At 68.7% G+C, this 25,826-nt stretch carries 26 protein-coding genes; 6 read left to right on the top strand and 20 right to left on the bottom strand.

Annotated features, from left to right (window positions below; all coding sequences use genetic code 11):
* Positions 1-25 precede the first annotated feature (25 nt).
* From QUD34_RS13980 to QUD34_RS13960, 5 genes are all read right to left on the bottom strand, one after another.
* A complete protein-coding gene (locus tag QUD34_RS13980) occupies positions 26-676 on the bottom strand; it encodes an HAD family hydrolase (RefSeq protein ID WP_286354324.1) in 651 nt (216 codons plus the stop codon).
* 122 nt (positions 677-798) lie between these two features.
* The gene (gene serA, locus QUD34_RS13975) at positions 799-2,394 is read right to left on the bottom strand and encodes a phosphoglycerate dehydrogenase (RefSeq protein WP_286354323.1); all 1,596 of its coding nucleotides are present in this window, start codon (positions 2,392-2,394) and stop codon (positions 799-801) included.
* A 101-nt stretch (positions 2,395-2,495) separates the two neighbouring features.
* Positions 2,496-2,951, bottom strand: coding sequence for a cache domain-containing protein (locus QUD34_RS13970; protein ID WP_286354322.1), 456 nt, complete (start codon positions 2,949-2,951; stop codon positions 2,496-2,498).
* A 133-nt stretch (positions 2,952-3,084) separates the two neighbouring features.
* Positions 3,085-3,540 (bottom strand): cache domain-containing protein, encoded by a 456-nt coding sequence (locus tag QUD34_RS13965; RefSeq protein ID WP_286354321.1) that lies wholly within the window; start codon positions 3,538-3,540, stop codon positions 3,085-3,087.
* A gap of 62 nt (positions 3,541-3,602) precedes the next feature.
* Positions 3,603-4,907 carry a dicarboxylate/amino acid:cation symporter gene (locus QUD34_RS13960; RefSeq protein ID WP_286354320.1) on the bottom strand — a complete coding sequence of 435 codons (1,305 nt, stop codon included), beginning with the start codon at positions 4,905-4,907 and terminating at the stop codon, positions 3,603-3,605.
* An 88-nt stretch (positions 4,908-4,995) separates the two neighbouring features.
* Here QUD34_RS13960 and QUD34_RS13955 point away from each other — a divergent pair, with 88 nt between their 5' ends.
* From QUD34_RS13955 to QUD34_RS13945, 3 genes are all read left to right on the top strand, one after another.
* Positions 4,996-6,147, top strand: coding sequence for an acyl-CoA desaturase (locus QUD34_RS13955; RefSeq protein ID WP_286354319.1), 1,152 nt, complete (start codon positions 4,996-4,998; stop codon positions 6,145-6,147).
* Between the two features lie 58 nt (positions 6,148-6,205).
* Positions 6,206-7,609 (top strand): dihydrolipoyl dehydrogenase, encoded by a 1,404-nt coding sequence (gene lpdA / locus QUD34_RS13950; protein ID WP_286354318.1) that lies wholly within the window; start codon positions 6,206-6,208, stop codon positions 7,607-7,609.
* A gap of 174 nt (positions 7,610-7,783) precedes the next feature.
* Complete coding sequence (locus QUD34_RS13945) at positions 7,784-9,574, top strand: multicopper oxidase family protein (protein ID WP_286354317.1); 1,791 nt, start codon at positions 7,784-7,786, stop codon at positions 9,572-9,574.
* 93 nt (positions 9,575-9,667) lie between these two features.
* On the opposite strand, the gene QUD34_RS13940 is transcribed toward QUD34_RS13945, so the two are convergent.
* From QUD34_RS13940 to QUD34_RS13930, 3 genes are read right to left on the bottom strand one after another with little or no spacing between them, the layout of a single operon-like run.
* Entirely contained in the window at positions 9,668-10,489 is an 822-nt protein-coding gene (locus QUD34_RS13940) for a hypothetical protein (protein ID WP_286354316.1), read from the bottom strand.
* Entirely contained in the window at positions 10,486-10,665 is a 180-nt protein-coding gene (locus QUD34_RS13935) for a type II toxin-antitoxin system antitoxin (protein WP_286354315.1), read from the bottom strand. The genes QUD34_RS13940 and QUD34_RS13935 overlap by 4 nt, the downstream gene beginning before the upstream one ends.
* Positions 10,666-10,674: 9 nt before the next feature.
* Complete coding sequence (locus QUD34_RS13930; RefSeq protein ID WP_286354314.1) at positions 10,675-11,544, bottom strand: SPFH domain-containing protein; 870 nt, start codon at positions 11,542-11,544, stop codon at positions 10,675-10,677.
* A gap of 109 nt (positions 11,545-11,653) precedes the next feature.
* On the opposite strand from QUD34_RS13930, the gene QUD34_RS13925 reads away from it, so the two are divergent.
* Positions 11,654-12,442 (top strand): SDR family oxidoreductase, encoded by a 789-nt coding sequence (locus QUD34_RS13925; RefSeq protein WP_286354313.1) that lies wholly within the window; start codon positions 11,654-11,656, stop codon positions 12,440-12,442.
* A gap of 46 nt (positions 12,443-12,488) precedes the next feature.
* Here QUD34_RS13925 and QUD34_RS13920 read toward each other — a convergent pair whose 3' ends face one another.
* The 9 genes from QUD34_RS13920 to QUD34_RS13880 all read right to left on the bottom strand — a co-directional run bounded on the left by QUD34_RS13920 (position 12,489) and on the right by QUD34_RS13880 (position 22,973).
* Complete coding sequence (locus QUD34_RS13920; protein WP_286354312.1) at positions 12,489-13,865, bottom strand: M20/M25/M40 family metallo-hydrolase; 1,377 nt, start codon at positions 13,863-13,865, stop codon at positions 12,489-12,491.
* 87 nt (positions 13,866-13,952) lie between these two features.
* Complete coding sequence (argC, locus tag QUD34_RS13915) at positions 13,953-14,951, bottom strand: N-acetyl-gamma-glutamyl-phosphate reductase (protein WP_286354311.1); 999 nt, start codon at positions 14,949-14,951, stop codon at positions 13,953-13,955.
* Positions 14,952-15,059: 108 nt separating this feature from the next.
* Positions 15,060-16,115 carry a P-loop NTPase family protein gene (locus QUD34_RS13910; RefSeq protein ID WP_286354310.1) on the bottom strand — a complete coding sequence of 352 codons (1,056 nt, stop codon included), beginning with the start codon at positions 16,113-16,115 and terminating at the stop codon, positions 15,060-15,062.
* 12 nt (positions 16,116-16,127) lie between these two features.
* On the bottom strand, positions 16,128-17,315 hold the full coding sequence (gene argG / locus QUD34_RS13905; protein WP_286354309.1) for an argininosuccinate synthase: 1,188 nt from the start codon (positions 17,313-17,315) through the stop codon (positions 16,128-16,130).
* 127 nt (positions 17,316-17,442) lie between these two features.
* Entirely contained in the window at positions 17,443-18,801 is a 1,359-nt protein-coding gene (gene argH, locus QUD34_RS13900; RefSeq protein ID WP_286354308.1) for an argininosuccinate lyase, read from the bottom strand.
* A complete protein-coding gene (locus tag QUD34_RS13895) occupies positions 18,791-19,858 on the bottom strand; it encodes a M20/M25/M40 family metallo-hydrolase (protein ID WP_286354307.1) in 1,068 nt (355 codons plus the stop codon). The genes argH and QUD34_RS13895 overlap by 11 nt, the downstream gene beginning before the upstream one ends.
* Positions 19,855-20,799, bottom strand: a complete 945-nt coding sequence (gene argB / locus QUD34_RS13890) for an acetylglutamate kinase (RefSeq protein WP_286354306.1) — start codon at positions 20,797-20,799, stop codon at positions 19,855-19,857. The genes QUD34_RS13895 and argB overlap by 4 nt, the downstream gene beginning before the upstream one ends.
* A gap of 36 nt (positions 20,800-20,835) precedes the next feature.
* The gene (locus tag QUD34_RS13885) at positions 20,836-21,828 is read right to left on the bottom strand and encodes an N-acetylornithine carbamoyltransferase (protein ID WP_286354305.1); all 993 of its coding nucleotides are present in this window, start codon (positions 21,826-21,828) and stop codon (positions 20,836-20,838) included.
* Positions 21,825-22,973: an aspartate aminotransferase family protein gene (locus QUD34_RS13880; RefSeq protein ID WP_286354304.1), complete on the bottom strand. Its 1,149-nt coding sequence runs from the start codon at positions 22,971-22,973 to the stop codon at positions 21,825-21,827. The genes QUD34_RS13885 and QUD34_RS13880 overlap by 4 nt, the downstream gene beginning before the upstream one ends.
* Positions 22,974-23,136: 163 nt before the next feature.
* Between QUD34_RS13880 and QUD34_RS13875 the strand changes: the two genes are divergently transcribed.
* A complete protein-coding gene (locus QUD34_RS13875; RefSeq protein ID WP_375379985.1) occupies positions 23,137-23,541 on the top strand; it encodes an arginine repressor in 405 nt (134 codons plus the stop codon).
* Here the strand turns inward: QUD34_RS13875 and QUD34_RS13870 are convergent.
* Genes QUD34_RS13870 through QUD34_RS13860 form a run of 3 tightly spaced genes read right to left on the bottom strand, consistent with a single transcriptional unit; the run spans position 23,538 to position 24,910 of the window.
* On the bottom strand, positions 23,538-23,867 hold the full coding sequence (locus QUD34_RS13870; RefSeq protein WP_286354302.1) for a hypothetical protein: 330 nt from the start codon (positions 23,865-23,867) through the stop codon (positions 23,538-23,540). The two genes, QUD34_RS13875 and QUD34_RS13870, sit on opposite strands and share 4 nt — an antisense overlap.
* A complete protein-coding gene (locus QUD34_RS13865; RefSeq protein WP_286354301.1) occupies positions 23,864-24,400 on the bottom strand; it encodes an RNA polymerase sigma factor in 537 nt (178 codons plus the stop codon). The genes QUD34_RS13870 and QUD34_RS13865 overlap by 4 nt, the downstream gene beginning before the upstream one ends.
* 6 nt (positions 24,401-24,406) lie before the next feature.
* Positions 24,407-24,910 (bottom strand): hypothetical protein, encoded by a 504-nt coding sequence (locus QUD34_RS13860; protein ID WP_286354300.1) that lies wholly within the window; start codon positions 24,908-24,910, stop codon positions 24,407-24,409.
* Between the two features lie 168 nt (positions 24,911-25,078).
* Here QUD34_RS13860 and QUD34_RS13855 point away from each other — a divergent pair, with 168 nt between their 5' ends.
* Positions 25,079-25,822: a hypothetical protein gene (locus tag QUD34_RS13855; protein ID WP_286354299.1), complete on the top strand. Its 744-nt coding sequence runs from the start codon at positions 25,079-25,081 to the stop codon at positions 25,820-25,822.
* Positions 25,823-25,826: the final 4 nt, after the last annotated feature.

Raw genomic sequence — 25,826 nt, 5'->3', positions numbered from 1 at the left:
AGCAGGCGGTCCCCCCGGGACAGCATCACTCACTCCAGGCCAGGAGGATGTCCCTCAGGGCGGCCGTGTCCGGCGCATAGGCCCGGGGGCCGCAGGCGGCCAGGGCCTCCTCGGGGTAGAAGCCGTGGCCCACGGCCAGGCTGGGCACCCCGGCGGCCTTGGCCATGTCCAGGTCGAAGGGGGTGTCGCCCACCATGAGGATGTCCTCGGCGGCGAGGCCCGTTCGGGTCTGCATCAGCTGCAGGGACTCAGGATGAGGCTTGCCGTGGGTGACATCGTCGGGGGTGATGATGGGGTCGAAGTAGGCCTCCCAGCCCCACCGGGCCATCTGGCGCAGGAGGGGGGCTGTCCGCTTGGAGGTGGCCACGCCCATGCGCTGGCCCCTGGCCCGGAGCTCGTCCAGCAGCTCGGGAATGCCCTCGAAGGGCTGGAGCAGGTGCTCGTGTTCGAGGTGGCCGAAGCTGCGGTAGGCCTTCAGGACGGTGTCGTTGTCCAGGCCCAGCGGGCCGAAGGTGTTCCGGATGCCGGCCTCCACGGGCAGGCCGACATACTTCAGCCATTCGGCCATGACGGATCGGGGCTGGCCCAGGGCATCCAGAGCGTGGGCCATGCCGGCCTCGATGAGGGGGCGGCTGTCCACCAGCGTGCCGTCGAAGTCCCAGGCGATGAGTTTCAAAGAGGCCTCCACCTCTCCATGATGGCAGACCGTGCGGCAGGGCTTGGCCCTGCCGCACGGTGGGGGACTCCGGGGGGGCTTCGCGAGCGTCAGCGAGCAGGCGGTCCCCCCCCCGGACCGCGTCAGGCCGAAGGCAGGTGCAGGGCCTGGATGAAGGTGGCCTCGGTGGCCTTCCGCAACTCCTCGAGGACCGGGGCCGGAACCGGGGAGTCCACCGAGAGCACCACCATGGCCTCGCCCTTCCGCTCGCGGCGGCCCAGGTTCATGAACGCGATGTTGATGTCGTGCTGGCCCAGCACGGTGCCGATCTTCCCGATCATGCCGGGGCGGTCGGCGTAGCTCAGCAGGAGCATGTGCTCCTCGGGCATGAAGTCCATGGCGTAATCGCGGAGCCCCACGATGCGGGGGGTGCCTTCGAAGAGCGTGCCGGACACGGTCCGGGCGCCGCCCGGGCCCTCCAGGGTCAGGGTCACCAGGTTGGAGAAGGCCCCGCCCAGGGTGGACTTGCGCTCCTCCACGACCAGGCCCATGCGTTCGGCCACGAGGCCCGCGTTGACCATGTTCACGGGCTGGTCCGCCACGCGGCCCAGGAGGGCAGCCAGGCCGCTCACCGTGAGCGGGGAGCAGTCGAGGTGGGCGATGGCGCCGCTGAACCCGAAGGTGACCCGGTCCAGGTTGCCCTTCATGAGCTGGAGGCCGAACTCGCCGAGGACGGCCATGAGCTTGAAGTAGGGACGCATCTGGTCCATGACGGCCGGATCGAAGCGCGGCAGGTTCACGGCGTTCTCCAGGGGGGCGCGGTCCAGGTAGGCGAGGATCTCCTTCGACACATCGATGGCCACATTGACCTGGGCCTCCTGGGTGTTGGCCCCCAGGTGCGGCGTCACCACCAGGCGCTCCTGGGCGATGAGGGCCTTGAGCACCTCGGATTTGGGAGGCTCCTCGGACCACACATCCACGGCCGCCAGGCTCACCTGGCCGGACTGGAGGGCCGCCAGCAGGGCCGGTTCGTCCAGGATGCCGCCCCGGGCCACATTGAGGAGGATGATGCCCTCCTTCATGAGGGCCAGCTGATCGGGGCCGATCATGCCCCTGGTCTCCTCGTTCAGGGGCGTGTGCACCGTGAGGATGTCGCAGCTGCGGCAGAGGTCGGCGAGATCCACCAGGCGCACCCCCAGGTCATGGGCCCGCTTGGCGCTGATGTAGGGATCGCAGCCCAGCACCTCGCACTCGAAGGCCTTGAGCCGCGTGGCCACCCGGCCGCCCACCTTGCCCAGGCCGATGACGCCCGCGACCTTGCCCTTCAACTCGACGCCGGTGAACTTCGCCCGCTTCCACTCGCCGCCCTTCAGGCTGGCGTTGGCCGCAGGCACATGCCGGCAGGCGGACAGCAGGAGGGCCAGGGTGTGCTCGGCCGCGCTGTTGGTGTTGCCGAAGGGGGCATTCACCACGATCACGCCCTTGGAACTGGCGTAGTCCACATCCACATTGTCGATGCCGACGCCGGCCCGGGCCACGATCTTCAGGTTCGTGGCGGCGTCCAGCAGGGCCCTGTCCACGGTGGTGCCGCTGCGGGTGATGATGGCGTCGTACTCGCCGATGCAGGCATGGAGGGCCTCGATGGACAGGCCCAGCCGGACATCGAGGCTGATGCGCGGATCCTCCCTCAGGAGGGCTAGACCCTCGCCGGTCACCTCGTCGGTCACGATGATCTTCATGGCGTCCCCCGTCGGGTTCGGATCCAAGTCGGCGTAAAGGGAATCCCTCACCATAGCGGCGAGGGCCTCATGGGACAAGGACGGTTCGGGGGAGGCCGGGCCTATTTCTTGTAGATGCCGGCGCCGAAGATCAGGCCGTCCCAGACCTCGATGTAGCTGGCCTTGGTTTCCTTCTTGCCCGTCTTGGGGTTCAGGTACTTGTACTCGTGCCAACCCTTGCCCTTGGTCTTGGCCAGCTTGATTCGTTCCTGCATGTACTCCACGCCATCGGGGTCCTTCGCCTTCGACTGGTCGGCGCCCACGAACCTCGCCCCCATGCCGTGAGCAAGGTTCTTTCCATCCATGGTGTTGACGAAGACATAGAGCTCACCGCCATGTTTGCGCAGCGAGCCGTCGGGCCGGGTGATCTCCTTGCAGGCGGCGTCCTTGCCGTGGGTCTTGGCATAGGCGATGGCCTCCTTCACCAGGGCTTCCGCCTCGGCGGGAGTGGCGTTCTGGGCGGCCATGGGCATGCAGATCACGGGAAGGCAGAGCAGGGCGGCGAGGTTCGGTCGCATGGGTCCTCCTTGGATGAGATTCATCTTTCGGCAGGATTCTATGGAAGGTTGAAGGATGTCGGCGGGTCCCCCGGGAGGATTGCCCGTCCCCTATGCGGGGGGGGGCTAGATCCGAAACAGGGGGGGGGCGGGCCTATTTCTTGTAGATGCCGGCGCCGAAGATCAGGCCGTCCCAGACCTCGATGTAGCTGGTCTTGGGCTCCTTCTTCCCATCCTTGGGATTCATGTATTTGTAGTCGTGCCAGCCCTTGCCCTTGGTCTTGGCCAGCTTGACGCGGTCTTCGACGAAGGCGACGCCGTCCGGGTCCTTGGCCTTCATCTGGTTGACCCCGACCTTCGAGGCCCCCTGGCCGTGGGCGAGCACCTTCCCGTCCATGTCGTAGACGAAGACATAGAGTTCGCCGCCGTGCTTGTGGAACCGGCCACCGATTCGGGTGATCTCCTTGAAGGCCGCCTCCCGGCCATTGGCCTTGGCGAAGGCGATGGCCTCCTTCACGAGGCCTTCCGTTTCGGCGGGGGTGGCCTCCTGGGCGGCCAGGGTCAGGCAGAGGGCGGGGAGGAGGAGGGCGGAGAGGAAGCGGCGGTTCATGACTGCTCCTTGGAAGGATGCGATCTCTTTCGGCCGGATCCGCTGAATCTTGATTGTGGCGTCTAGAGCTCCTGGTCGGGGAGGGGCTCGGGGTCCGTGCCGAACACGCCTTCCCACCGGGCCACGACCACGCTGGCGAGGCCGTTGCCGATGACATTGACCGTGGTGCGGGCCATGTCCATGATCTCGTCCACGGCCAACAGCATGGCGATGCCCGCCTCGCCCGGCAGGCCGAAGCTGCCGCAGGTGGCGGCGATGATGACCAGGGTGGCCCGGGGCACGCCGGCCACGCCCTTGCTGGTGAGCATGAAGGTGAACACCATGAGCAGCTGCTGGCCCAGGCTCATGTGGATGCCGGCCGCCTGGGCGATGGTGAGGCTGGCCAGCACCAGATACAGGGTGGAGCCGTCCAGGTTGAAGCTGTAGCCCGTGGGGATGACGAAGCTGGCCACCTGGCGCGGGACGCCGAAGCGCACCACTTCCTCCAGGAGCTTGGGCAGGGCGGCCTCGCTGCTGGCGGTGCTGAAGGCGGTCAGGGCCGGGTCCTTGATGGCCTTCACGAAGCCGAGGACGCGGATGCCCGCGAGCCAGGCCACGGGCACGAAGACCAGGACGAACAGCAGGGTCAGGGCAAGGTAGAGGCTGCCCACCAGGAGGCTGTACTGCTTGAGGAGGTGGAACACGGCGGGCCAGCCCTTGATCACGGCGCCGTTGACGGTGTGCCCTGCCGCCATGTGGCTCACATTGTAGGCCATGGCGCCGAAGACCCCGAGGGGCGTGAGCTTCATGACGAAGTCCGTGTACTTGAACATGGTCTGGGCCACGCCATCGAAGAAGGCGAGCACGGGCTTGCCGCGCTCGCCCACCTTGGTGAGGGCGATGCCGAAGATGGTCGCGAAGATCACCACGGGGAGGATGTCCCCCTCCGCCGCATGCTGGATGAGGTTCGACGGGAACATGTGGAGGGCGATCTCCCAGCCCGTTTTCGCCTTGACCGCTGCCACCGCCGCGTGGGCGCCCATGTCCATGGGCAGGTGGGCGCCGGGCTTCAGCCAGTTGGCCACGCCCAGGCCGATGAACAGGGCCAGGGTGGTGACGACTTCGAAATAGATGAGGGCTTTCGCACCCATGCGGCCCACGGCCCGGATGTCACCGGTTTGTGCGATGCCCACGATGATAGTGGAGAGCAGCAGGGGCACGATCAGGCCCTTGATGAGGCTGATGAAGGCCTTCGACAGGAAGCGGAACGCATCGTAGGCCCAGGGGTACTGGTCCTGGGGCAGGAACCCGCCGAGCACCACGCCCATGAGCAGACCCACGAAGATCCAGAAAGTGCTGGAGCGGTACCAGGGGCGCTTGACGGTCACAGAAACCTCATAGGAATGGGGCAAGTTTGGCATGGGACATCCCTTCCTAACCTCCGGTAGAATTGAGCTTCATTTTGGAGTCAATGGAATGCCCCAACCCAAGCGATGGAATCTGCTCAACACGCTTTTCCTGACGGGCACGCTGGCCGCGGCGCTGGTGCTGGTGCCCTGGCGGCTGGCTACCTCCGGCCTGGCGTGGAGCGAGGCTCTGGTCTTCCTGGCCATGATCTTCCTCGTGGGCACCTCCATCAGCGGGGGCTACCACCGGCTCTTCAGCCACCGGGCCTACAAGGCCTCCTGGCCCGTGCGCTTCCTCTTCCTGTGCTTCGGCGCCGCCGCCTTTGAGAACTCGGCCCTGAAGTGGGCCAGCGATCACCGGGTGCATCACCAGCATGTGGACACCGAGAGGGACCCCTACCAGATCGGCAAGGGCTTCTGGTACGCCCACTGGACCTGGGTGATGGAGGCCAAGAGCCTGCCGCTGGCCGGGGTGGCCGACCTGGAGAAGGATCCCCTGGTGCGCTGGCAGCACCGGAACCACTTCCTCATCGGGGCCGTGGTGGCTTCGATCCCGCTGGCCATCGGACTGGCCACCGGCAACCTCCTCGGCCACCTGGTCTTCGGCGTGGCGCTGCGCATCGTCATGACGCACCACACCACCTTCTTCATCAACAGCGCGGCCCACATGTTCGGGAGCCGGCCCTACACCGACGCCAACACCGCCCGGGACAACTGGCTGCTGGCGCCCCTCACCTACGGCGAGGGCTATCACAACTTCCACCACCTCTGGCAGTGGGACTACCGCAACGGGGCCCTCTGGTACCAGTGGGACACCACCAAGTGGCTGCTCAATGTGCTGGGCTGGTTCGGCCTGGTGGGGCAGTTCCGGCGCGTTTCCGCGGCGGCGATGACCCGGGCCCGGCTCCACATGGAGGAAAAGCGCCTCCACGAGCGGCTCAGCCTGGCCAGCCCCGGCAGCGCCACCCCCATGCAGGCCCGGCTGGTGGCGGCCCGCCTGAAGCTGGATGCCGCCCTGGCCGCGCTGCATGACCGCCACGAGGCCTGGAACCAGAAGAAGGTGGAATGGCGGGCGAAGGGGCTGGCCAGGGCCGAGGCCTGGCGAGAGGCCAAGGCGGAGTGGCGGGCCTCCGTGGCGACCCACCGCGCGGAGCTGAAGGCGGCCTGGGCGGAGTGGCGGGCGGCCCGGCTCGAAGTGCGGTCTGCGCTGGTGTACGCCTAGGCCCGACAGGCCCCCCCGGGCTGTGGGATCATGAATCCCCCGTTCTTTGGAGCGCAGCATGGCTTCCTTCGATCTCATCGTCATCGGTTCCGGCCCCGGCGGGTACATCGCCGCCATCCGCGCGGCGCAGCTGGGCCTGAACACGGCCTTGGTGGAGAAGGACCCCGCGCTGGGGGGCACCTGCCTGCACCGCGGCTGCATCCCGGCCAAGACCTGGCTGGAGAGCGCCCACCGCTTCGAGCAGATGCAGGTGGCCGATGACTACGGCATCGACGGCGTGGACGCCAAGGCCCTGAAGCCCAACCTCGCCACCATCGTGAAGCGCAAGGGCCGCATCGTCCTGAAGAACGCCAAGGGCATCGAGTTCCTCATGAAGAAGAACAAGGTGACCGTGCTCAAGGGCCTGGGGAAGCTGCTGGGCGGCGGCAAGGTGGAGGTGGCGGGCGAGGTCCACGAGGCCAAGCGCATCATCCTGGCCACGGGCTCGGCCCCCAAGGACATCCCCGGCCTGGAAACGGATGGCGTCCGGGTGCTCAACAGCGACCACATCCTGGACATGACCGAGCTGCCGAGCCACCTCGTGATCCTGGGCGCGGGCGCCATCGGCGTGGAGTTCGCCTCGGTGTTCAGCCGTCTGGGCTCCAAGGTGACGCTGGTGGAGTTCATGGACACGATCCTGCCCCTCGAGGACGAGGACATCGGCCTCGAGCTGACCAAGATCTTCCGCAAGACCTACAAGATCGATGTGCGCACCAAGACCAAGATCACCCGCATCGAGAAGCGGGCCGACGGCGTGGTGTGCCACCTGGAGGGCGAGACGCCGGGCGAAGTGGTGGGGAGTCACCTGCTAGTGGCCGTGGGCCGCGCCCCCCGCGTGGAGGGCATCGGCCTGGAGAAGACCAAGGCGCAGGTGGACCGCGGCTGCGTCGTGATCGACAAGTTCATGCAGACCGGCGAGCCCGGCCTCTACGCCATCGGCGACATCGTGCGCACGCCCTGGCTGGCCCATGTGGCCAGCGACGAGGGCATCGTGGCCGCCGAGCATGCGGCCCAGAGCCTGGGCAAGGACGCGCATCCCCATCCGGTGCGCTACGACCGCTTCCCCGCCTGCACCTACTGCGATCCCGAGGTGGGCACCGTGGGCCTCAGCGAGAAGGCCGCCAAGGCCAAGGGTCATGAGGTGCAGGTGGGCACCTTCCCCTTCGCGCCCATGGCGAAGGCCAACATCGTGGGCGAGCCCCACGGCTTCATCAAGATCGTGGCGGACAAGAAATACGGCGAGATCCTCGGCATCCACATCCTGGGCCCCAAGGCCACCGAGCTGGTGGCTTCCAGCGTGGCGCTCATGGGTGGCGAGTACACGGTGAACGAGCTGATCAACACCATGTATCCCCACCCCAGCCTCAACGAGGTGTTCCCCGAGGCGGCGCGGGCCGTCTACGGGCGCGCCCTGAACATGTAGGGGCGGAAGCCCGGAAGACCCGCCTGCCGGGCTTCGGCCGCGGCCCTGTCGGATATTGGCCGGGCAGATAGTCCTTTATACCTAGAACTCCCTGCACCAATTGGGTGGGACTCCCCATGGGCTGGGGAGGGATGGGCCCGTACCTTAAGGCTCCATCCCTCCGAGGAGGCTGCCGTGCATACGCCTCAACCCCGATCGATCCTCTGGACCGCCCTGCTCGTGGCAGGCCTTGCCGCGGGACCCGCGACCCTCCCCCTGGCGGCGGAGCCCCCCATGCTGGGCGTCAGTCCCATCCTGACCAAGTATGTGGATCCCCTGCCGGTCCCGCCCGCCGCGACGCCCCGATTCGTGCGCGGGTTCTCGGAACTTGCGGATTACTACGAGATCGCCATGACCCAGCACCAGCACCGGTTCCATTCGGAGCTCGGGCCGGCGACTGTGTGGACCTATGGCATGAAGGGCCAGCCTGGCATCTACCTGGGGCCGACGATCGTGGCCCACCGGGACCGTCCGGTGATCGTGAAGTGGATCAACCAGCTTCCCAATGACCCGAACACCTTCCCGCTCAAGGATTCCATCGACCCGACGATCATGGGCGCGGACCTGCCCACCGGCCGCGCCATCCCCCATCTCCACGGCGGCAAGACCGCGGCCCGCTTCGACGGCACCCCCGGCCAGTGGTGGACCGCCACGGGACAGAAGGGACCGGATTTCGTCACGGACACCTTCACCTACACGAACGAACAACCCGCGGCCCTTCTCTGGTACCACGACCATTCCATGGGCGCCACCCGGTTCAACCCCTACCTGGGGCTCGCGGCGGCCTACCTGATCTTCGACAAGGTCGATACGGGGACGACCATCAACGGCCAGAAGGTGCCCTCCGGCAACTACCACCTTCCGATCGTCCTCCAGGACAAGGTCTTCAACTCGGATGGCACGCTGTTCTACCCCACCCAGGGCAACAACTCCGTCCATCCGATCTGGGTGCCCGAATTCTTCGGCGACACCCCCGTGATCAACGGCAAGGCCTACCCGCGCCTGGATGCCGAGCCGCGGCGCTACCGGCTCCGGCTCCTGAACGGCTCCCAGGCCCGGTTCTACGACCTGACCTTCGATCACGACGGAACCGCGCTGCCCTTCCATGTGATCGGCTCCGAGCAGGGCCTGCTGCCCGCGGCGGTCCCCAAGACCAACCTGCTGATCGCCCCTGGCGAGCGCTTCGATGTCATCGTGGATTTCACGGGCCTGCCGCTGGGCACCAAGATCACGGTGAAGAACTCGGCCCTGGCGCCCTATCCCGACGGCGGGATGTCCGACATCCCGGAGCTGATGCAGATCGCGGTCAACACCCCGCTGGCGGGCGCCGACCTCAGCGTGCCCGCGGCCGCCCTGAAGTTGCCGGCGGTTCCCCGCCTGATTCCCACCCCCCACCTGGCGCACCGGGAGGTGGTGGGCCAGGAGACCGCCGATCCCGCCACGGACACGCCGATCGGGGTGAAGTTCAACGGCTACGGCTCCATGGATCCGACCACCGATTTCATCAAGGCCGGATCGACGGAGACCTGGGAATGGATCAACCTCACCGGGGACGCGCACCCCATGCACATCCACTTGGTGTCCTTCCAGGTTCTGGATCGCCAGCCCTTCGATGTGGACGGCTACGAAGCCGCCTGGGATGCCTATCTGGCGTCGGGGCGCCTGCCCGCCCTGAAGCCGGTCCTCAGCAGCTTCCTCACCCTGGGCCCGCCCGTCCCGCCGGCCCCCGAGGAGATGGGCGGCAAGGACACCGTGAAGGCCTATCCGGGCTTCGTCACGAGGGTCCGGGCCAAGTTCGATCTCCCCTGGACTTCGGTGCTGGACATGGATTTCAGGACCCGGACCTTCGGCACCTATGTGTACCACTGCCACATCCTTGAGCACGAAGAGAACGACATGATGCGACCGTTCGAGATCACTTTCTGAGATCCCAAAGCCCAAGACCGGAGGGCCGCACTAGCGGCCTTCCAGTCGTTTGGAGAGAGTCGCACTCCCCCCGGGGCTGTTCCGACCCGGCCCTCAGCACCGCGCGCAGAAATGGGGCGGGGCGGGTAGCTGCGCCAGCCGCTCGAAGGCCAGCTCCCAGGCCCGTACGGGCCCGCGGAAGGCGGTGGCCTCTGGCGTGAGGCTCCGCAGCGCATGCAGGGGCGCGGGATCCCCCGGCAGGGGCAGGACGGGGATGGGCTGGCCCAGGGCCGTCCGCAGCGCGGACCGGAGGGCCTCGGTGAGCGGCGTGGATTCCGGTAGCACCAGGGGTGGCACGCGGAGCTCCGCTCCGGCGGGCACGGGCACGCCGGACCAAAGGTCCACCTCGAAGCCGCCGTGCTCGGCGTGATCCGGCGCCTCGCGCCACTCCGGCCGCCGGAAGGTCATCTTGCGGCGGGCCTTGTCCCAGTCCGGCAGGAAGAGCTTCAGCTCCGCCTTTTCCAGGGGGCCCATGGGGGCCTTCTCCAGGGCCACGGGGACGGGCCGCGCCAGACGGCCCGGCAGGCGCCGCACGAGCATGGGCTTTCCCGCCAGCCAGGGCAGGCCCGCGTCGAGGGCGCAGACCAGGGCGCCCAGGCGGCGGCGGTGGAGGGCCAGGGCCGCCGCCAGATCTGGATCGGCCTGATCCGCCTGGGACAGGGGAAGCAGGCCGAGGACATTCAGGGCCACGCCCCGGGCCTGGACGGTGTCCGCGGCCTCCAGCGGCTCCCGCAGGTCCGCCGCCGACCGCCCCAGCACCAGGACCTGGGGTAGGCCGTGGCCCTGGATCCGTTCCGCCAGGACGAGACTCCCTCCCGGGGCGGTGAGCAGGGATCCGCCCAGGTCGGCGGCGAGCTGCAGGGCCAGGGGGTTCATTCGGGGGCCTTTGGGGGGGGCTTCTCGGGGCCGAGGCGTCCCTCCCGCTGGAGGGCCTGCCGCAGCAGGAATTCGATGTGTCCGTTGAGGCTGCGCAGATCCTCGCTGGCCCAGCTCTGCAGCTTGGCCAGCAGCTCCGGATCCATCCGGAGGAGGAAGGGTTTGCGTTCGGCCACGGAAGAACCTCAGTGGTACAGAGTGCCCGCATTCACCACGGGATTGGCCGCGCGCTCGCTGCAGAGCACCACCAGCAGGTTGGACACCATGGCGGCCTTGCGCTCCTCGTCGAGGCGCACGGTGCCCTTCTGCTCGAGCAGCTCCAGGGCCATTTCGACCATGCCCACGGCCCCCTCCACGATCTTCTGGCGGGCGGCGATGATGGCCGAGGCCTGCTGGCGCTGCAGCATGGCCTGGGCGATCTCCGGTGCGTAGGCCAGGTGGCTGATGCGGGCGTCCTGCACCTCGACGCCGGCCTGCGAAAGGACGCGCTGGAGTTCCTGCTTCAGTTTGGCGGCCACCTCGTCCATGCTGCCCCGCAGGGAGCGCTGCCCCTCCTCGTGCGCATCGTAGGGGAAGTGGGAGGCCAGGGCGCGCAGCGCCGCCTCGCTCTGGACCGTCACATACTTCTCGCAGTCCTCCACCTCGAACAGGGCCTCCGCCGTGTCCACCACCCGCCAGACGACGATGGCGGCGATCTCCACCGGGTTGCCGTCCAGGTCGTTCACCTTCAGGCGCTGGCTCTCGAAGCTGCGCGCCTTGGTGCTGATCTTCCGCTTGGTGAGGAAGGGATTGGCCCAGGCCATGCCCGCCGAGCGCACGGTGCCGCGGTAGGCCCCGAACAGCTGCAGGGCGGCCGCTTCGTTGGGGTTCACCACGAACAGGCCCGTCAGGACGAAGAGGCCGAGCACCAGCACGGGCACGGTGTAGAAGAAGCGGCCGGGATCGTTCTGCAGGCCGCCCTGGATCGTCAGGGCCAGGGCCCCCAGGACCACCAGCAGATCCAGCAGCAGGATGGGCAGGCCGGGAAAGGCAAATGCCGGGCGTTCCTTGAGCATGGGAGCCTCCAAGAGATCTCAATATGATATCACATTGGTATCGCGTCAAGCCCTGCCGAGAGCCCGAGGGTGGATTGCTCCGCCTATGCTGGGGGGTCAGGAGGACGACATGGATCTGGGCATTCGCGGCAAGGTGGCCATGGTGGCGGCGGGCAGCAAGGGGTTGGGCCGGGCCGCGGCCCTGGCGCTGGGGGCCGAGGGCTGCGCCGTGTCGATCTGCGGACGCAGCGCCGAGGCGCTGCAGGCGGCGAAGACGGAGCTGGAGGCCCTGGGAGTGCCCGCCCTCGCGGTGGTGGCCGATGTCGCCAAGACGGAGGACCTGGCCCGGTGGCATCAGGCCACGGTCTCGGTCCTGGGTGCGGTGGACATCCTGGTCACCAACACCGGCGGTCCCAAGGCGGCCACCTTCGAGGGCCTTTCCGATGCAGATTGGGCCGATGGGGTGGACTCCACCCTCATGAACGCGGTGCGGATGACCCGCCTGGTGCTGCCGGGGATGAAGGCCCGGAAGTGGGGGCGCATCATCCACATCACCAGCCTCGTGGCCAAGCAGCCCTATCCCCTGCTCACCATCAGCTCTACCCTGCGGGCGGGGCTGTCCGGCCTGACGCGCACGCTCGCCATGGAAACCGCCGCCGACGGCATCACCGTCAACGCCCTGCTCCCGGGCCACATCATGACGGACCGGCAGCACCACCTGGCCGAGGTGAAATCCAAGGCCGAGGGCATCACCGTGTCCGAGCACTTCGCCCGCCAGGCCGCCGCCATCCCGGCGAGGCGCATCGGGGAACCCGCCGAGATCGGCGCCGTCATCGCCTTCCTGTGCGGCGCCCCGGCGAGCTATGTCACCGGCCAGAGCCTGCTGGTGGACGGAGGCCTCGTCCAAGGCACCTTCTAACGGAAACCGCCGGCCAACGGCCGGCGGTTTCCGCCATGAACGACCCCTACTTCCTGAACGAACTCACTGTCTCGAAGTAGTGGGCGAAGGCCGCCATGCCGCCGGAGGCCTGCTCCCAGTCGTAGTTCTCGTTGGGGGCGTGGTAGCCGTGGCTGGGGAGGCTGAGGCCCAGGAAGAAGACCTCGCAGCCCAGGATGTCCTCCATGGTCTTCACGGCGCCGATGCTGCCGCCCTCGCGGGTGAAGGAGCAGGGCGCGTCGAAGGCGAAGCGGTAGGCATCCTTGATGGCTTCGGCGTAGGGGCCCGTGACATGGCCCTTGAAGGGCGCCAGGCCGTGCTCCTCGTGGAACTGCACATCGGGGAAGTGCTTGGCCACGAAGGCGCGGATCAGGTCGATGGTCTTGTGCTCATCCATGTCCGGCACCAGGCGGCAGCTCAGCTTCACTTCGGCCCGGGGCGGCACGGCGCTCTTGATGCCGGGGCCCGTGTAGCCGCCCACCACGCCGTGGACTTCCATCGTGGGCCGGCCCCAGACGCGCTTCATGACCTTGATGGGATCCTCCGTGCGCATGCCGGTGATCATGTGGTCCTTCTTGAAGGTCTCCACGCTGAAGCCCGCATGGGCCCACTCCTCCAGCTCCTGCTTGGAGGGCTTCACCACATCGTCGTAGAAGCCGGGGATCAGCACCTTGCCCGTCTCGCCGTCCATCATGGTGGCCACGACCTTGATGAGCTCGGCCAGGGGGTTGCGGGCCGCGCCGCCCACCACGCCGCTGTGCAGGTCATGGTCGGCGGTCTCCAGGGTCAGGCGGAAGCCCTTGAGACCGCGCAGACCCGCGGGGGTGCTGGGCTTGCCGCGGGTGATCCAGACCGTGTCGCTCACCACGATGGCATCGGTCTTCAGGCGGTCCTTGTGGCGGTTCAGGCCGCCCTCGAAGCTGGGGGATCCGATTTCCTCTTCCAGCTCCCACAGGAAGTGGATGTTGAGGGGCACGCCCGCCCGCCGGGCGGCCAGGGCGCCGAAGAGGGCCGTCACCGCCGGACCTTTGTCGTCCGTGCTGCCGCGGCCGCGGTAGGTGTCGCCGTCCACGACGAACGAGAAGGGCTCCGCCGTCCACTCGGGCTCGTTGGCGGGCTGGACATCCATGTGGTTGTAGACGGTGATGGTGGACTGGCTGGGATCCTCGCCGAACCAGCCGTGGATGAGCGGATTGCCGCTGGTCTCCAGGATCTCGGCCTTGCCGCCGTGCCGCTCGAAGAGGGCCCGGGCCGCCTCGGCGCAGCGCCGTACATCGCCCTGGCGGGCCGGGTCCGCGCTGATGGAGGGGATCTCCACCAGGGTTTTCAGCTCCGCCTCGAAAGCCGCGCGGCTTTCGCGGGCGAACTGGCCCAGGGCCTCGCGGGTGAGAAGGGAAGGATTCATGGGTGCTCCGGGATAGGGATCCCATCATCCCACGGCCCGAAGTGTTGTCTATAAATGGACCTACGGGTCGCTCATTGGCCGCTCCCCTTAGCTGGGGTAGCCGCCCGCCACCTTCAACCCCGTCCATTCCGGCAGGCCCAGGGCCAGGTTGAGGTTCTGCACGGCCTGGGCCGCCATGCCTTTGCCGAGGTTATCCAGGGCGACCATCACGGCGCCGTGGCCGTGGCGGGCGGCGACGCCGATGTCGGCGAAGGCGCTGCCGGTGGTGGCGGCCACGCGCGGGGACCCGTCCACCATCCGCACGAAGAAGCGGTCCCGGTAGAACGCCTCGTAGTGGGCCCGAAGGTCCCCGGCTTCCATGCCCGCAGGAAGGGGGAATTGAAGGGTGGCGAAGATGCCGCGCACCATGGGCGCGCTCTGGGGGATGAAGCTGAGGGGGGCCTCCCAGCCTTCTGCCGCAAGGGTGCGCAGGACCTCGGCCTCGTGCTGGTGGCCGAGCATCTTGTAGGCGCGGAAGTCGTTGGCGCGGGTGGGATGGTGGGTGGTGTCCGATGCGGCGGCGCCTGATCCCGAGGAACCCGTGGCGGCGGTGACGGCCACGAAGGCAGGCTTCCACCCGGCCAGCGGCAGCAGGGCCAGCTGCAGGGCCGTGGCGAAGCAGCCCGGGTTGGCGATGCGACGGGCGCCCTTCATGCGCTCCGGCTTCCAGTCCACCAGCCCGTAGGTCCAGGCGGGGTCCAGGCGGAAATCCGCCGAGAGGTCGATGACCGTGAGCCGGTCCGTCAGGCCGTGGACCTTCCACGCCGCTTCGAGGTCGGACCACTGCTTGCCCAGTTCGCCGTGGGGCAGGGCGGAAAAGAGCACCGGATGCGGGCTCTTGGCCAAGGCCGCCCAGTCCGGCGCGGCCTCGAAGATGCCCTCGACGAGGCCCCGCAGGTTCGGGTGCTGGGCGTGGAAGGGCTTGCCCGCATGGCTGCGGGCCGTGCCGCGGATCGTCGTCACGGCCGGGTGGAGGGAGAGCCAGCGCAGCAGCTCCCCGCCGCCGTAGCCCGATGCGCCGAGAATGAGGACATCAACTGGGGTCATGGAAAGGTCCGGGGAAAGAGGTCCAACCACAGAGCACGCAGAGAACTGCTAGCGGAGACAGGGGCCATCCGTTGCGAACGCTGCGCCCTCTGCGGTTAAACATCGGGTTCAGACCTTGGCCGTTATCTTGGGCTCGACGAGGCCGAGCACGAACTTGCCGAGGGCATCCGCGTCGGCGCGGGCGTTGCGGGCGGGCAGGCCCAGCGTAGCCACGAACCGCTCGCCCACCCGGTTGTCCGTGGCGGGGCCGGCGATGAGATCGGCCTGGATGCCGAAGGCGGCCTTCAGGTTGGCCACGCCGCCCGCGGCCCCGACGGGATCGTTGGCGCAGAGGATGAAGGTGCCGCTCAGCGCCTTCAGATCGGGATCCTGGAGGATGGCCTGGACGCCGTACTCACCCATGATGCCGTCGCCGGTCTCGGCCACGATGACATCCACGCCGTGGGCCGCCAGCTCCGAGAAGATGATCCGGGACACGCCCGCGGCGCTGCCCGCGTCCGTGCACACGATGCCGGCGTCCGTGAAATCCAGGGCCACTTCCGCGCCGTAGTCGCGCATGGCCAGGGCGTCGCGCATGAGCGAGACCCCCGTGAGCTTGCAGGCGCCCACCCGGTAGCCCGCGCGGCTTAGCTGGCGGATGACGGCGCAGGCGGCGGCGGTCTTGCCGGCGTTCATGCAGGTGCCCGCCACATAGACCACGGGGCAGTGGGCGGAGAGGCCCGTGCCTTTGAGCGCGCCCATGCGGATGTGGGCGGGTTGGCCGGCGCGCGACTGGAATTCCGGGAAGACCAGCACCTGGCCCAGCACCTCGAGGTCGAAGGGCTTGCCCACATCGGGATTGTGCGAGAGGCACTGGCCGATGACGCCGCCCATGTTCAGCAGGTTCACAGTGTCGCCGGGCTTCAGGGCCTTGGGCATGACGCCCTCGTAGCCCTGCAGCGCGTTGCGGTGACCCAGGGCGCCCACGAGGATGTCGCCGTCGTGCAGGGTGCTCATGCGGCCGTGGGGATCCTCCAGCTGGTTGTAGGTGCTCTTCTCGCCCTTCACCCGGCAGGCGAGGACGGAGCCCTCCTCCAGCAGGATCTCGGGAGAGAGAGTCAGCGTGCGGCCCAGCCGCAGGTTGCGGGTGACCGAGGCAAGCTTATCGACATGGATGCGCATCATGGGAACCTCGGATCAGTTGGACTTGGCTTTGAGGGTGAGGGTCTGCTGGACGCCGAAGACCTTGGCGAAGCCCGCGGCTTCGGCGCCGGTCCAGAGCTTGTTGGCTTCGCCGTAGGTGGCGATGCGGGGATCCATCAGCGAGTAGGGGGACTGTACGCCCTCCACCACGAAGGCCCGGGGGTGCAGGGTGAGGCGCACCTCGCCGCGGACGCGGTCCTGGCTGGACTCCAGGAAGGCCTCCAGGTCGCGGGCCAGGGGATCGAAGAAATGCCCTTCATGGAGCAGGCTGCCATAGAGGTTGCCCAAGGATTCTTTCCAGAAGAGCTGCTTGCCGCTGAGGACCAGCTTCTCCAGCTCCCGGTGGGCGCCGATGAGCAGGTGCGCGGCCGGGGCCTCGAAGCCCACCCGGCCCTTGATGCCGAGGATGGTGTCGCCCAGGTGCACGCCGCGGCCGATGCCGTAGGGTCGCCCGAGGGCATTGAGCTGGGCGATGAGGGTGACGGGGTCCATGGCGTTGCCGTCCAGGGCCACGGGCACGCCGGCGTCAAAGCTGATGGTCAGCGTTTTCGGCGCGAGGGATCCGATGACGCCGCCCGGGAAGGCCGCTTCCGGCAGGGTGGTCCAGGCGTCCAGGGTCTCCCGGCCGCCCACGCTGGTGCCCCACATGCCTTCGTTGATGGAGTAGTCCTTGGTCTTCTCCGGGAACACCACGCCTCGCTCGGCGCAGTAGGCCATCTCCTCGGCGCGGGACAGCCCCAGGTCGCGGATGGGCGTGAGGATCTCGAGCTCCGGCGCCAGGGCCCGGAAGGCCACATCGAACCGCACCTGATCGTTGCCCGCGCCCGTGGAGCCGTGGGCGATGGCCGCCGCCCCCATCTCCTTGGCCAGTTCCGCCACGGCCCGGGCCTGGCAGACCCGCTCGGCCGAGACGGACAGCGGGTACATCTGGCCGCGCAGCACATTGCCGTAGACCAGGTAGCGCAGGTAGCCCTCGAAGAGGCCGGCGCGGGCGTCCACCGTGGTGTGGCTCACGGCGCCCAAGCGTGGCGAGGCGGCCTCGATACGGGCCAGCTCCTCGGGCGAGAAGCCGCCGGTGTTGACGGTGACCGTGGCCACCTCGTAGCCCTGCTCCTTGAGGTAGAGGACGCAGAAGGAAGTGTCGAGGCCGCCGGAGAAGGCGAGAACGGCGAGCTTGCTCATGGGAGGCCTTTCATGGTTGAAGCAGGACGCACGGATTTGAAACCACAGAGATCACGGAGTTCGCAGAGAAGAGAGATTTTTTCCCTGCGCCCTCCGCGTCCTCTGCGGTGAACCGTCTTTGGCATGTTCAATGGGCCCACAGGCTCTCCTCGGCTCGGGCATGGATCTGCTGCTTGGCCTCGATCCAGCCGCGGGCGGCGGCGAGTTCGGCGGCCAGGTCGTCCAGGGCCAGGTTGCCGGCGCCGCCGAGGTGGGTGGCGGTGAGGGCGGCGCGGTCGGGCGCGAAGGTGCCGTCCTGGAGCTGCTGGGCGACCTTGCGGTAGGCCTCGCGGAAGGGCAGGCCCTCCTGCACGAAGACATAGGCCTGGTGCGCGGCGTAGAGGTCATCGCTGGAGGCTGCGGCCGCCGCCTCGGCCTGCACCTGGAGGGCGGGCAGGAGGGGCTTGAGCACGGCGAAGAGGTCGTCGGCGCTGCGCAGCCCGTGGACGAGGGGCCGCTTCAGCAGCTGCAGGTCGCGGTGGTAGCTGGAGGGCAGGCCCGCGGCGATCTGGTCGATGAGGGCCGCGGTGCCGCGCAGCTCCCGGCAGCGGCCCCGGGCCAGCTCCACCACATCGGGGTTCTTCTTCTGGGGCATGATGCTGGATCCGGTGGTGAAGGCGTCCGGCAGCTTGAGGAAGCCGAATTCCTCGGTGCTGAAGAGCGAGACATCCCACAGGAACTTCTCGAGCACGCCGCCGGTGGAGGCTGCCCACTGGAGCACGGCGGTCTCGTGGCGGCCCCGGCTGTTCTGCACATCGATGGGGCTGCGCTGCACCTTCGAGAAGCCCAGCAGGCTGGCGGTGAGCTCTCGGTCGATGGGCAGGGGCACGCCGAAGCCGGCGGCCGATCCCAGCGGGCAGCGGTCCAGGCGCCCGTAGACGCCCTGCAGGGCCTCGAGCTCCTCCAGGAGGCCCTCGGCGAAGGCCGCGCCCCAGAGGCCGAAGGTGCTGGGCATGGCCCGCCGCAGGTGGGTGTAGCCCGGCAGGGGCGTGTCCTGGTGGGCGCGGGCGAAGGTGAGGAAGCCCTCGGCGAGGTCGGCCACCCGGAGGCCGAGGGTCACCAGGGCGTTCCGCAGGTAGAGGCGCAGGGCGAGGATCACCTGGTCGTTCCGGGACCGGCCCAGGTGGATGCGGGCGCCCGCGGGCCCCAGATTGCGCGTGAGGTCGGCCTCGATGGCCGTGTGGCCATCCTCCATGTGGGGCGGGATGGGGAAGGCGCCCTGGCGGGCCAGGTTGGCGATGCGCCGCAGACCCCGCACCAGGGAGACGGCATCGGCCTCGGGGATGAGGCCCTGGGCCGCCAGCATCTTCGCGTGCGCAGCGCTGCCCAGGGCATCCCAGGCCAGGAGGGACAGGTCCGTATCGGGGTCCTCGCCCACGGTGAAGCGGTGGATGGCCGCGTCCAGGGGCAGGTCCTTGGCCCAGAGGGTGGTGGCTTCAGGCCTCATGCGGCACCTGCATCTTGAAGAAAGCCGGGACGAGAGAGGCGTAAAAGGCGGCGCCGGACTCGAGTTCGGGGAGGGTCAGGTATTCGTTGGGCCGGTGGCTGCGGAAGGTGTCGCCGGGCCCCGCTTTCACGGCCGGGATGTCGCCGAGGAAGGCCCAGTCCGAGGTCGTGCCCGAGCCCACGGGCCCCGCCTTGCCGGCGGCCTGCAGGGCCGCGCGGACGATGGGATGGGCGGGATCGGTGCCCTTGGGGAGGTAGCGCTTGGAGTGCAGGGTCACTTCGCTTTCCAACTGGCGCTGGAAGTCGGCGGCCAGCTCGTCGTGGTCCTGGTCGGGTCCCGTGCGGAGGTCGATGAAGAACTCGCAGGCATCCGGCACCTGGTTGCGCCGCAACCCGCCCTGGATCTGCGTGACCTGGGCCTTCTGGGAGCCCAGCAGCGGATGGGCCGGGAAGTCCATGGCGGCGATCCTGGAGATGTCCCGGGCCGCCTTGTGGATGGCGTTCTCGGCACCCAGCATCTGGGCGTGGGCCACATGGCCGCTCTGGCCCCGGGCCGTGCACTTCAGCACCAGCAGGCCCCGCTGGGCGGCGCAGATGCGCAGGCCCGTGGGTTCACCCACGACGGCGCCATCGAGGGGGCCCAGCTGATCGAGGATGGTGGCGATGCCCTGGCCTCCGGTTTCCTCTTCGGCGCTGAGCGCCACCACGACTTCGCCTTCCAACGGCCGCTTCGAGAGCTCGAAGGCCGCCAACAGGATGGCCGCCACGCAGCCCTTGGCATCGTTGGCGCCCAGGCCCTGAAGCCGCGGACCGTGCCAGACGGGCGTGAAGGGATCGCCCTCCCAGCCGGTGCTGGGGGGCACCGTGTCGAGGTGCGAGTTGAGCAGCAGGCGCGACCCGCCCGGCTTCCCGAAGGTGAACCAGAGGTTGTTCCCCTGCCGGTGGACCTCGAAGCCCTGCGCCGCGACCAGGCTCTGCACGAGGTCGGCCAGGGGGCCCTCCTCGCCGGACACGCTGGGCGTGCCGACCAGGAGCGTCAGCAGTTCGGCGGGGCTCATGGCTTGGCTCCGCCGGCGGGCGCGGCCAAAGATCCGGTGGCGGGCTGGGCGGCCACGATCATCGTCCCGCTGCCCTCGTTGGTGAAGACCTCCGCCAGCAGGGCGTCCGGCGCGAGGCCGCTGACCAGGTGGACGCTGGGAACGCCGCCCTGGATCGCCGCCTTCACCGCCGCCGCCTTGGGCCGCATGCCGCCGCTGATGATGCCCTTGGCCTCGAAGGCCGCGAGCTGATCCAGGGTGGCGTGGGGAATGAGGGAGGAGGTCTTGGCGACATCCTTCAGCAGGCCCGGCACGGAAAGCAGGAAGAAGAGCTTTTCGGCGCCCAGGGCCGAGGCCAGGCTCGACGCGATGGTGTCGGCATTGGTGTTGTAGATGGCGCCGTCCTCGCCGCCGGACAGGGGCGCCACCACGGGCACGAAGCCGCCGTCCAGCAGGTGGCTGAGGACATGGGGATCCACGGCGTCGATGTCGCCCACCAGGCCGAAGTCCACCAGCTGGGGTTCGGTGGCGCCGTCCGGCACCACGGCCACCGGCGGCCGCTTGCTGGCTTTCAGCAGGCCGGCATCGAGGCCCGTGAGGCCCACGGCGGGAACCCCCGCGGCCTGCAGGTCCGCCAGGAGGTCCATGTGGACCTGGCCCGCGAAGACCATCTTGGCGGCATCCAGCACCTCGGGGCTCGTCACGCGGCGACCCGCCACCTTCTGCACGGGGATGTGCATGGCCTTGCAGACGGCGTCCAGCTCGGCCCCGCCGCCATGCACCACCACCACGCGGATGGAGAAGGACCAGAGCAGGGCGATCTGCTCGCAGAGGGCCTTGCGGATCTTGGGTTCCGTCAGCACCTCGCCCCCGACCTTCACCACGAAGGTCTTGCCGCGGAACAGGCGGACATAGCGGGAGGCTTCCTTGAGGGCGGCGTAGGGATTGGGGGACAGGGGCATCACAACCTCGGGGATCGATGACTGAAGACTGAAGACTCAGGACTGCGACAGCAGGGAGTGGATGGTGGCCCGCTGCACATGGAAGCGGTTCTCGGCCTCGTCCACCACGCGGCTCCAGGGCCCGTCGAGGACGCTGTCGTGGACTTCGAGGTTGCGGCGCACGGGCAGGCAGTGGATGAAGATGGCCTCCCTCGAGGCCTTCTGCAGGTGGGCGGCGGTGGGCATCCAGGCCGCCAGATCGGCCATGGGTGCCGCTTCGATTCCGGAGCTGGTGGAAGGCCCCCAGGCCTTGGCGTAGACGGCGGCGCTGCCCTCCAGGGCGGCATCCTGGTCGTTCGTGTAGGTGATCTTCCCGCCGGTGGCCGCGGCGTAGGCCTCGGCCTCGGCGCGGACCTCCGGCGCCAGCTCGTAGCCCTTGGGGTGGGCCACGCGGATGTCGGCCCCGCAGGCCGCGGCCGTCAGGAGGAAGGAGTTCGGCACGGCCTTGGGCAGGGGCTTGATGTGGGGCGCCCAGGTGAGGGTGACGGGCACCTTCGTGCTGCCGTGGGTCTCCTGGATGGTGAGCAGGTCCGCCAGGCCCTGATGGGGGTGCTCCCGGGCGCTCTCCATGCTGAGCACGGGTACCGTGGAGAAGCGCCGGAAGGCGTTGATGACGGGATCGGTCTCATCCACTGCATCGCCCTCGCCGCCGCTGAAGGTGCGCACGGCCAGCAGGTCGGCGTAGCGGCCCAGCACGGGCACGCCCTCGCGCACATGCTCCGCCCGGTCGCCGTTCATGACGGCGCCGTCGCGGTCCTCCAGCTTCCAGGTGCCCGCGCCCACTTCCAGCACGATGGCGTGGCCGCCGTGGCGCAGCATGGCCGCCTCGAAGCTGGCCCGGGTCCGCAGGCTGGGATTGAAGAAGACCATGCCCAGGATGCGGTCCGTGAAGATGGCGCCGGGCCGCTCCCGTTTCCAGGTGGCGGCTTTGGCCAGGATCTGCTGGACCCCTTCAGGTCCGAGGTCCGAGATGCGGGTGAAGTGCTTCATTTCTGCTCCGGCACGAAGGACTGGATGGCGGTGATGAGGGCGATGAGGGCTTCTCCGCTGATGTTGAGGGGCGGCATGAGGCGCAGCACCGTGGAGTCGCCCGAGCCGCCCACGAGGATGCGGCGGGCCAGCAGGTGCTTCTTGAGGGCGGCGGCGTGGGAGCTGCGGAGGCCCAGGAGCAGGCCCTCTCCGAGGACCTCCGTCACCACGGAGCCCTTCAGCTCCTGCCGCAGGCGCGCGGCGGCGGTCGTGGCGTTCTTCATCAGGCTCTCGCCCTCGATCACGCCCAGCGTGGCGATCAGGGCGGCGCAGGCCAGGGGCCCCCCCCCGAAGGTGCTGCCCAGGTCTCCACCCTTGAGCCTCGCGGCCACCGCGGCCGTCATGAGCAGGGCGCCCATGGGCACGCCCGACGCGAGACCCTTCGCGGAGGTGATGAGGTCGGGGCGAGCGCCGTAAAACTGGGCGGCGAACGGGGTGCCGAGGCGACCCATGCCGGTCTGCACTTCGTCGAAGATGAGCAGGGCGCCGGCCGCATCGCACTTGGCCCGCAGGGCCCAGAACCAGTCGGCGGCCGCGGTCTTCACGCCCGCCATGCTCTGGATGGGCTCCAGGATGACGCCGGCGATGTCCGAGAAGTCGGCCGCTTCGAGCGCGGCGAGGTCCCCGAAGGGCAGGCGGAGGCAGGGCACGAGCTGGTCGGCGAAGGGCGCGGTGATCTTCGGATCATCCGTGACGGACAGGGCCAGGAGGGTGCGCCCGTGCCAGCCGCCCTCGAAGGCCGCCAGCTTCTTCCGGCCCGTGAGGAGCAGCGCCATCTTCAGGGCGTTCTCGTTGGCCTCGGCGCCGCTGTTGCAGAAGAAGACTGAATCCATGCCGGCGAACGCGGTGATCTGCGCGGCGGCCGCGTCCCGCACCGGCAGGGCCGCCGCGGCCGAGTAGAAGAGCAGCGAGGCGGCCTGATCGGCCACGGCCTTCACGACGGCGGGGTGGCTGTGGCCCGTGGCGCACACGCAGTGGCCGCCGTAGAAATCCCACCAGGCCTGGCCCTGGTCGTCGAAGACCCGGTCGCCCTCGCCCCGGATCAGGAGGAAGGGATAGGGGGCGTAGGTGGGGAGCAGGGCGGGGACCGGAAGGGGGGTGGTCATGCGGGGATCCTGTGCATATGCGCGCATGGGGTGTGCATATCCAAACGCTTGAATGCATAATATGCAAGACCTACGAGATTGAATCAAGCATTATTTCTATGAAATTCAGAAACATGTTTGTGAAGAGCTTGCAAATTCATGCAATTTCATGCAATCTTCATGCATGGACTTGGACCAGCTCATCCTGCGGCTCCTGGAGGCCCACCCCATCGCGGACCAGACGGATCTGCTGCTGCGGCTGTCGGCCGAAGGCCACGAACTCACGCAGTCCACCCTGTCCCGTCGCCTGAAGCGCCTGGGGATTCTCAAGGTCCAGGGCCGCTACCGCCGCGTGGAGGGCTCGGCCCAGATCCTGCCGGAGGTCACCCTCACCGAGGTGCCGCCCAACCTGCTGGTGCTGCGCACGGCCCCGGGCTTCGCCCAGGCCCTGGGGCTCACCGTTGATGCGGAACCTGTTCCGGGGCAGATGGGCACCCTCGCCGGCGACGACACGGTGTTCGTGGCGGTCCTGCCGGAGCGCCTGGCCGAAGTGAAGGCGCATCTGGCGCAGGTGCTGGCGGCACGCTAGGTTTCGGCCTCCATCAGGACCCAGAGGCTCCGGCCCAGCAGGCCGAGGCTGAGGAAGGGAGGGAGCACCAGGAGCGGGGCCTGGGTGACCGTGGCCCACCCCCCGAGGGGCCAACCGAACCCAAGGCCCGCCGCTCCCGCGGCGGCGGTCAGCATCCAGGTCCCCCGCTCAATGCGGCGCACCAGGTTCGTACGGTCCTGGCCTCGGGCCAGCCAAGCCCTCAGCTGCAGGAACTCGGGGGTCCAGCGGACGGTCGTGTGCCGGATCTCCTCATGGCCCCAGGCCTCCAGGCGTTGGGCCAGCGGATCGGCCGAAGGTCGGTTCATGATCCACCTCCAAAGAAAGGATTCTCGAGCTCCAGGAGGGCCCCCTGCATGCGCTGGCGGGCCCGGTGCAGCAGCACCTTCACGCTGCCCTGGCCCAGACCCAGGGCCCGGGCGAGTTCAGCGTGATCCAGGCCTTCCACATAGGCCAGCCAGAGGAGGCTGCGCTGGCGGGGACTCAGGCGGGAGAAGCCGTGGGCCACCAGTTGCCTTTCCTGGGCCCGAAGGTCTGCGGGGGGCTCCGGGGAAACGGGTTCCGCGGGCCCCGGTTCGTCTCCCTCGTCGGAGCCCCAGGGCCACCACTGGAGGCGGCGGTGCCGCCTCCAGTGATCCCGCAATAGGCGCGTGGCGGTTGTGAGGAGCCAGCCGCGCAGGGCCTCGGGGCGGAGGTCCCGGGGGGAGGCGTTCAGCAGGCGCACATAGGCCTCCTGGAGCACCTCTTCGGCCAGGTCCGGATTCCCCGAGGCCCTCACCAGGTACGCCAGGAGGGGCGCACGGGAGGTTTCGAAGCAGGTCTTGAAGGCGGAGGGTTCCATCCAGGATCAGGGCTTGGGTTCCGGCCTCGTGCCCAGGTGGGCCAGGAGGGCGGCGAGGGCACCGCCGAGGATGAGGGCCGATCCCAGCCAGATGCCGATCTGGCCCCACTGGGCAAGGCTCAGGGCCCGCCTCCAGGCCTCCGTCTCGTTGAGGGTCAGGTTGGCTGCCCTCCAGTTCATGGCGATGTAGTAGGTCGACCTGAGCCCGAGGCCCGAGAAGAGGGCGACCAGGCCCGTCTGGATGAGCAGGAGCCCTTCTCGCTGGGGCCGATGGGCTTGACACGGAGCGGGAGCTGGCGGCCCCAGCAGGGCCCGGCCCGTCTCCGTGTCGGCGAAATCCAGGAGGGCTCGAGGTGATTCGAAGCTCTCCAGAAGGCGGTTGCGGCCCAGGAGGTGGAGCTGGTGCAGCTCCATCTGGCGCCGGGCGCGCTGGGCCCAGAGCCAGGCCAGAAAGCCCATGAAGCAGAGGATCGCGACGATCTGGAGGGTTTCGTAGAGCAGGTGCAGCATGGGGATCCTTCCCGGGATTCGGCCCGTCTCCATGCAGACACCTGGAAGACCGGGCCGGTTAACAGGATTGAATCCGCCCCGGGAACTGGCAACGGTTCCCGCCGACCCTCCTGGCCTTTCACGGCTCCCAGGCGCCTGCCGTAGACTGGACGCTCCTCGGGAGCTTTCATGGATCGTTTCGGGAGTTCGAAGCTGCGCATCGGCTGGACGCTGGTCTGCCTGTTCCTCGCGGGGCTGGTGGCCATGGGCGTCCGGGGACAGCAGGGGGCGGAGGGCTCGCAGATCATCGCCTTCGGGACGCAGGTGCCCCTGGGTGCGGACTCGCTGAGGTCCTATGTCCTGGGCAACCTCCAGGGCGTGATGTACTGGGTGGTCTCGCTGGTGGTGCTGCTGGGCGCCTTCGGCCCAGTGAGCCAGTGGACGGCGGCCGCGGCCCGGGGGGAGCGCCTCAAGGGCTTCTTCGCGGGCACGGGCCTGGGGTTCGTCCACGGGCTGTTCCTGTCCCAGGTGGCGCTGATCCCGGTGTGGGTTCTGAGCTGGCGCCTCATCGGCGAGGCCTGGCCGCCGGAGCTGCTGCGGGCGGATCTGCACGGCCTGCTGCTGGGCCTCCAGATGCTGCTGTGGGCGGTGCTGCTCTCGCGGCTGCTGAAGTCCAGCGCGGGCCTGGCCCTGCTGCTCACGCTGCTGCTCCGCGAACTGGGGCCGAAGCTGAGCTTCTTCCTGGATTTCGGCCAGGACCTGGGCTGGAGCGCCGGCCAGGTGAAGGTGCTGGAGGTTTTCGTCCGCCTGCTGCCCATGGCCCAGCTGCCCTCGGACCCCTTCTCGCCGCTGGCCCTGCCCCTCTCCATCGGCGGTCCGTTGGTGCTGGGCGCGCTGGCCATGCTCCTTCCCGCGGGCGGTGGGCGGAAGTAGATCC

Origin of the sequence: Geothrix oryzae, from assembly GCF_030295385.1 — a bacterium.
Lineage (GTDB): Bacteria > Acidobacteriota > Holophagae > Holophagales > Holophagaceae > Geothrix > Geothrix oryzae.
The sequence above is the reverse complement of the archived record's forward strand: the minus strand, read 5'-3'. Positions and strand labels throughout refer to the sequence as shown.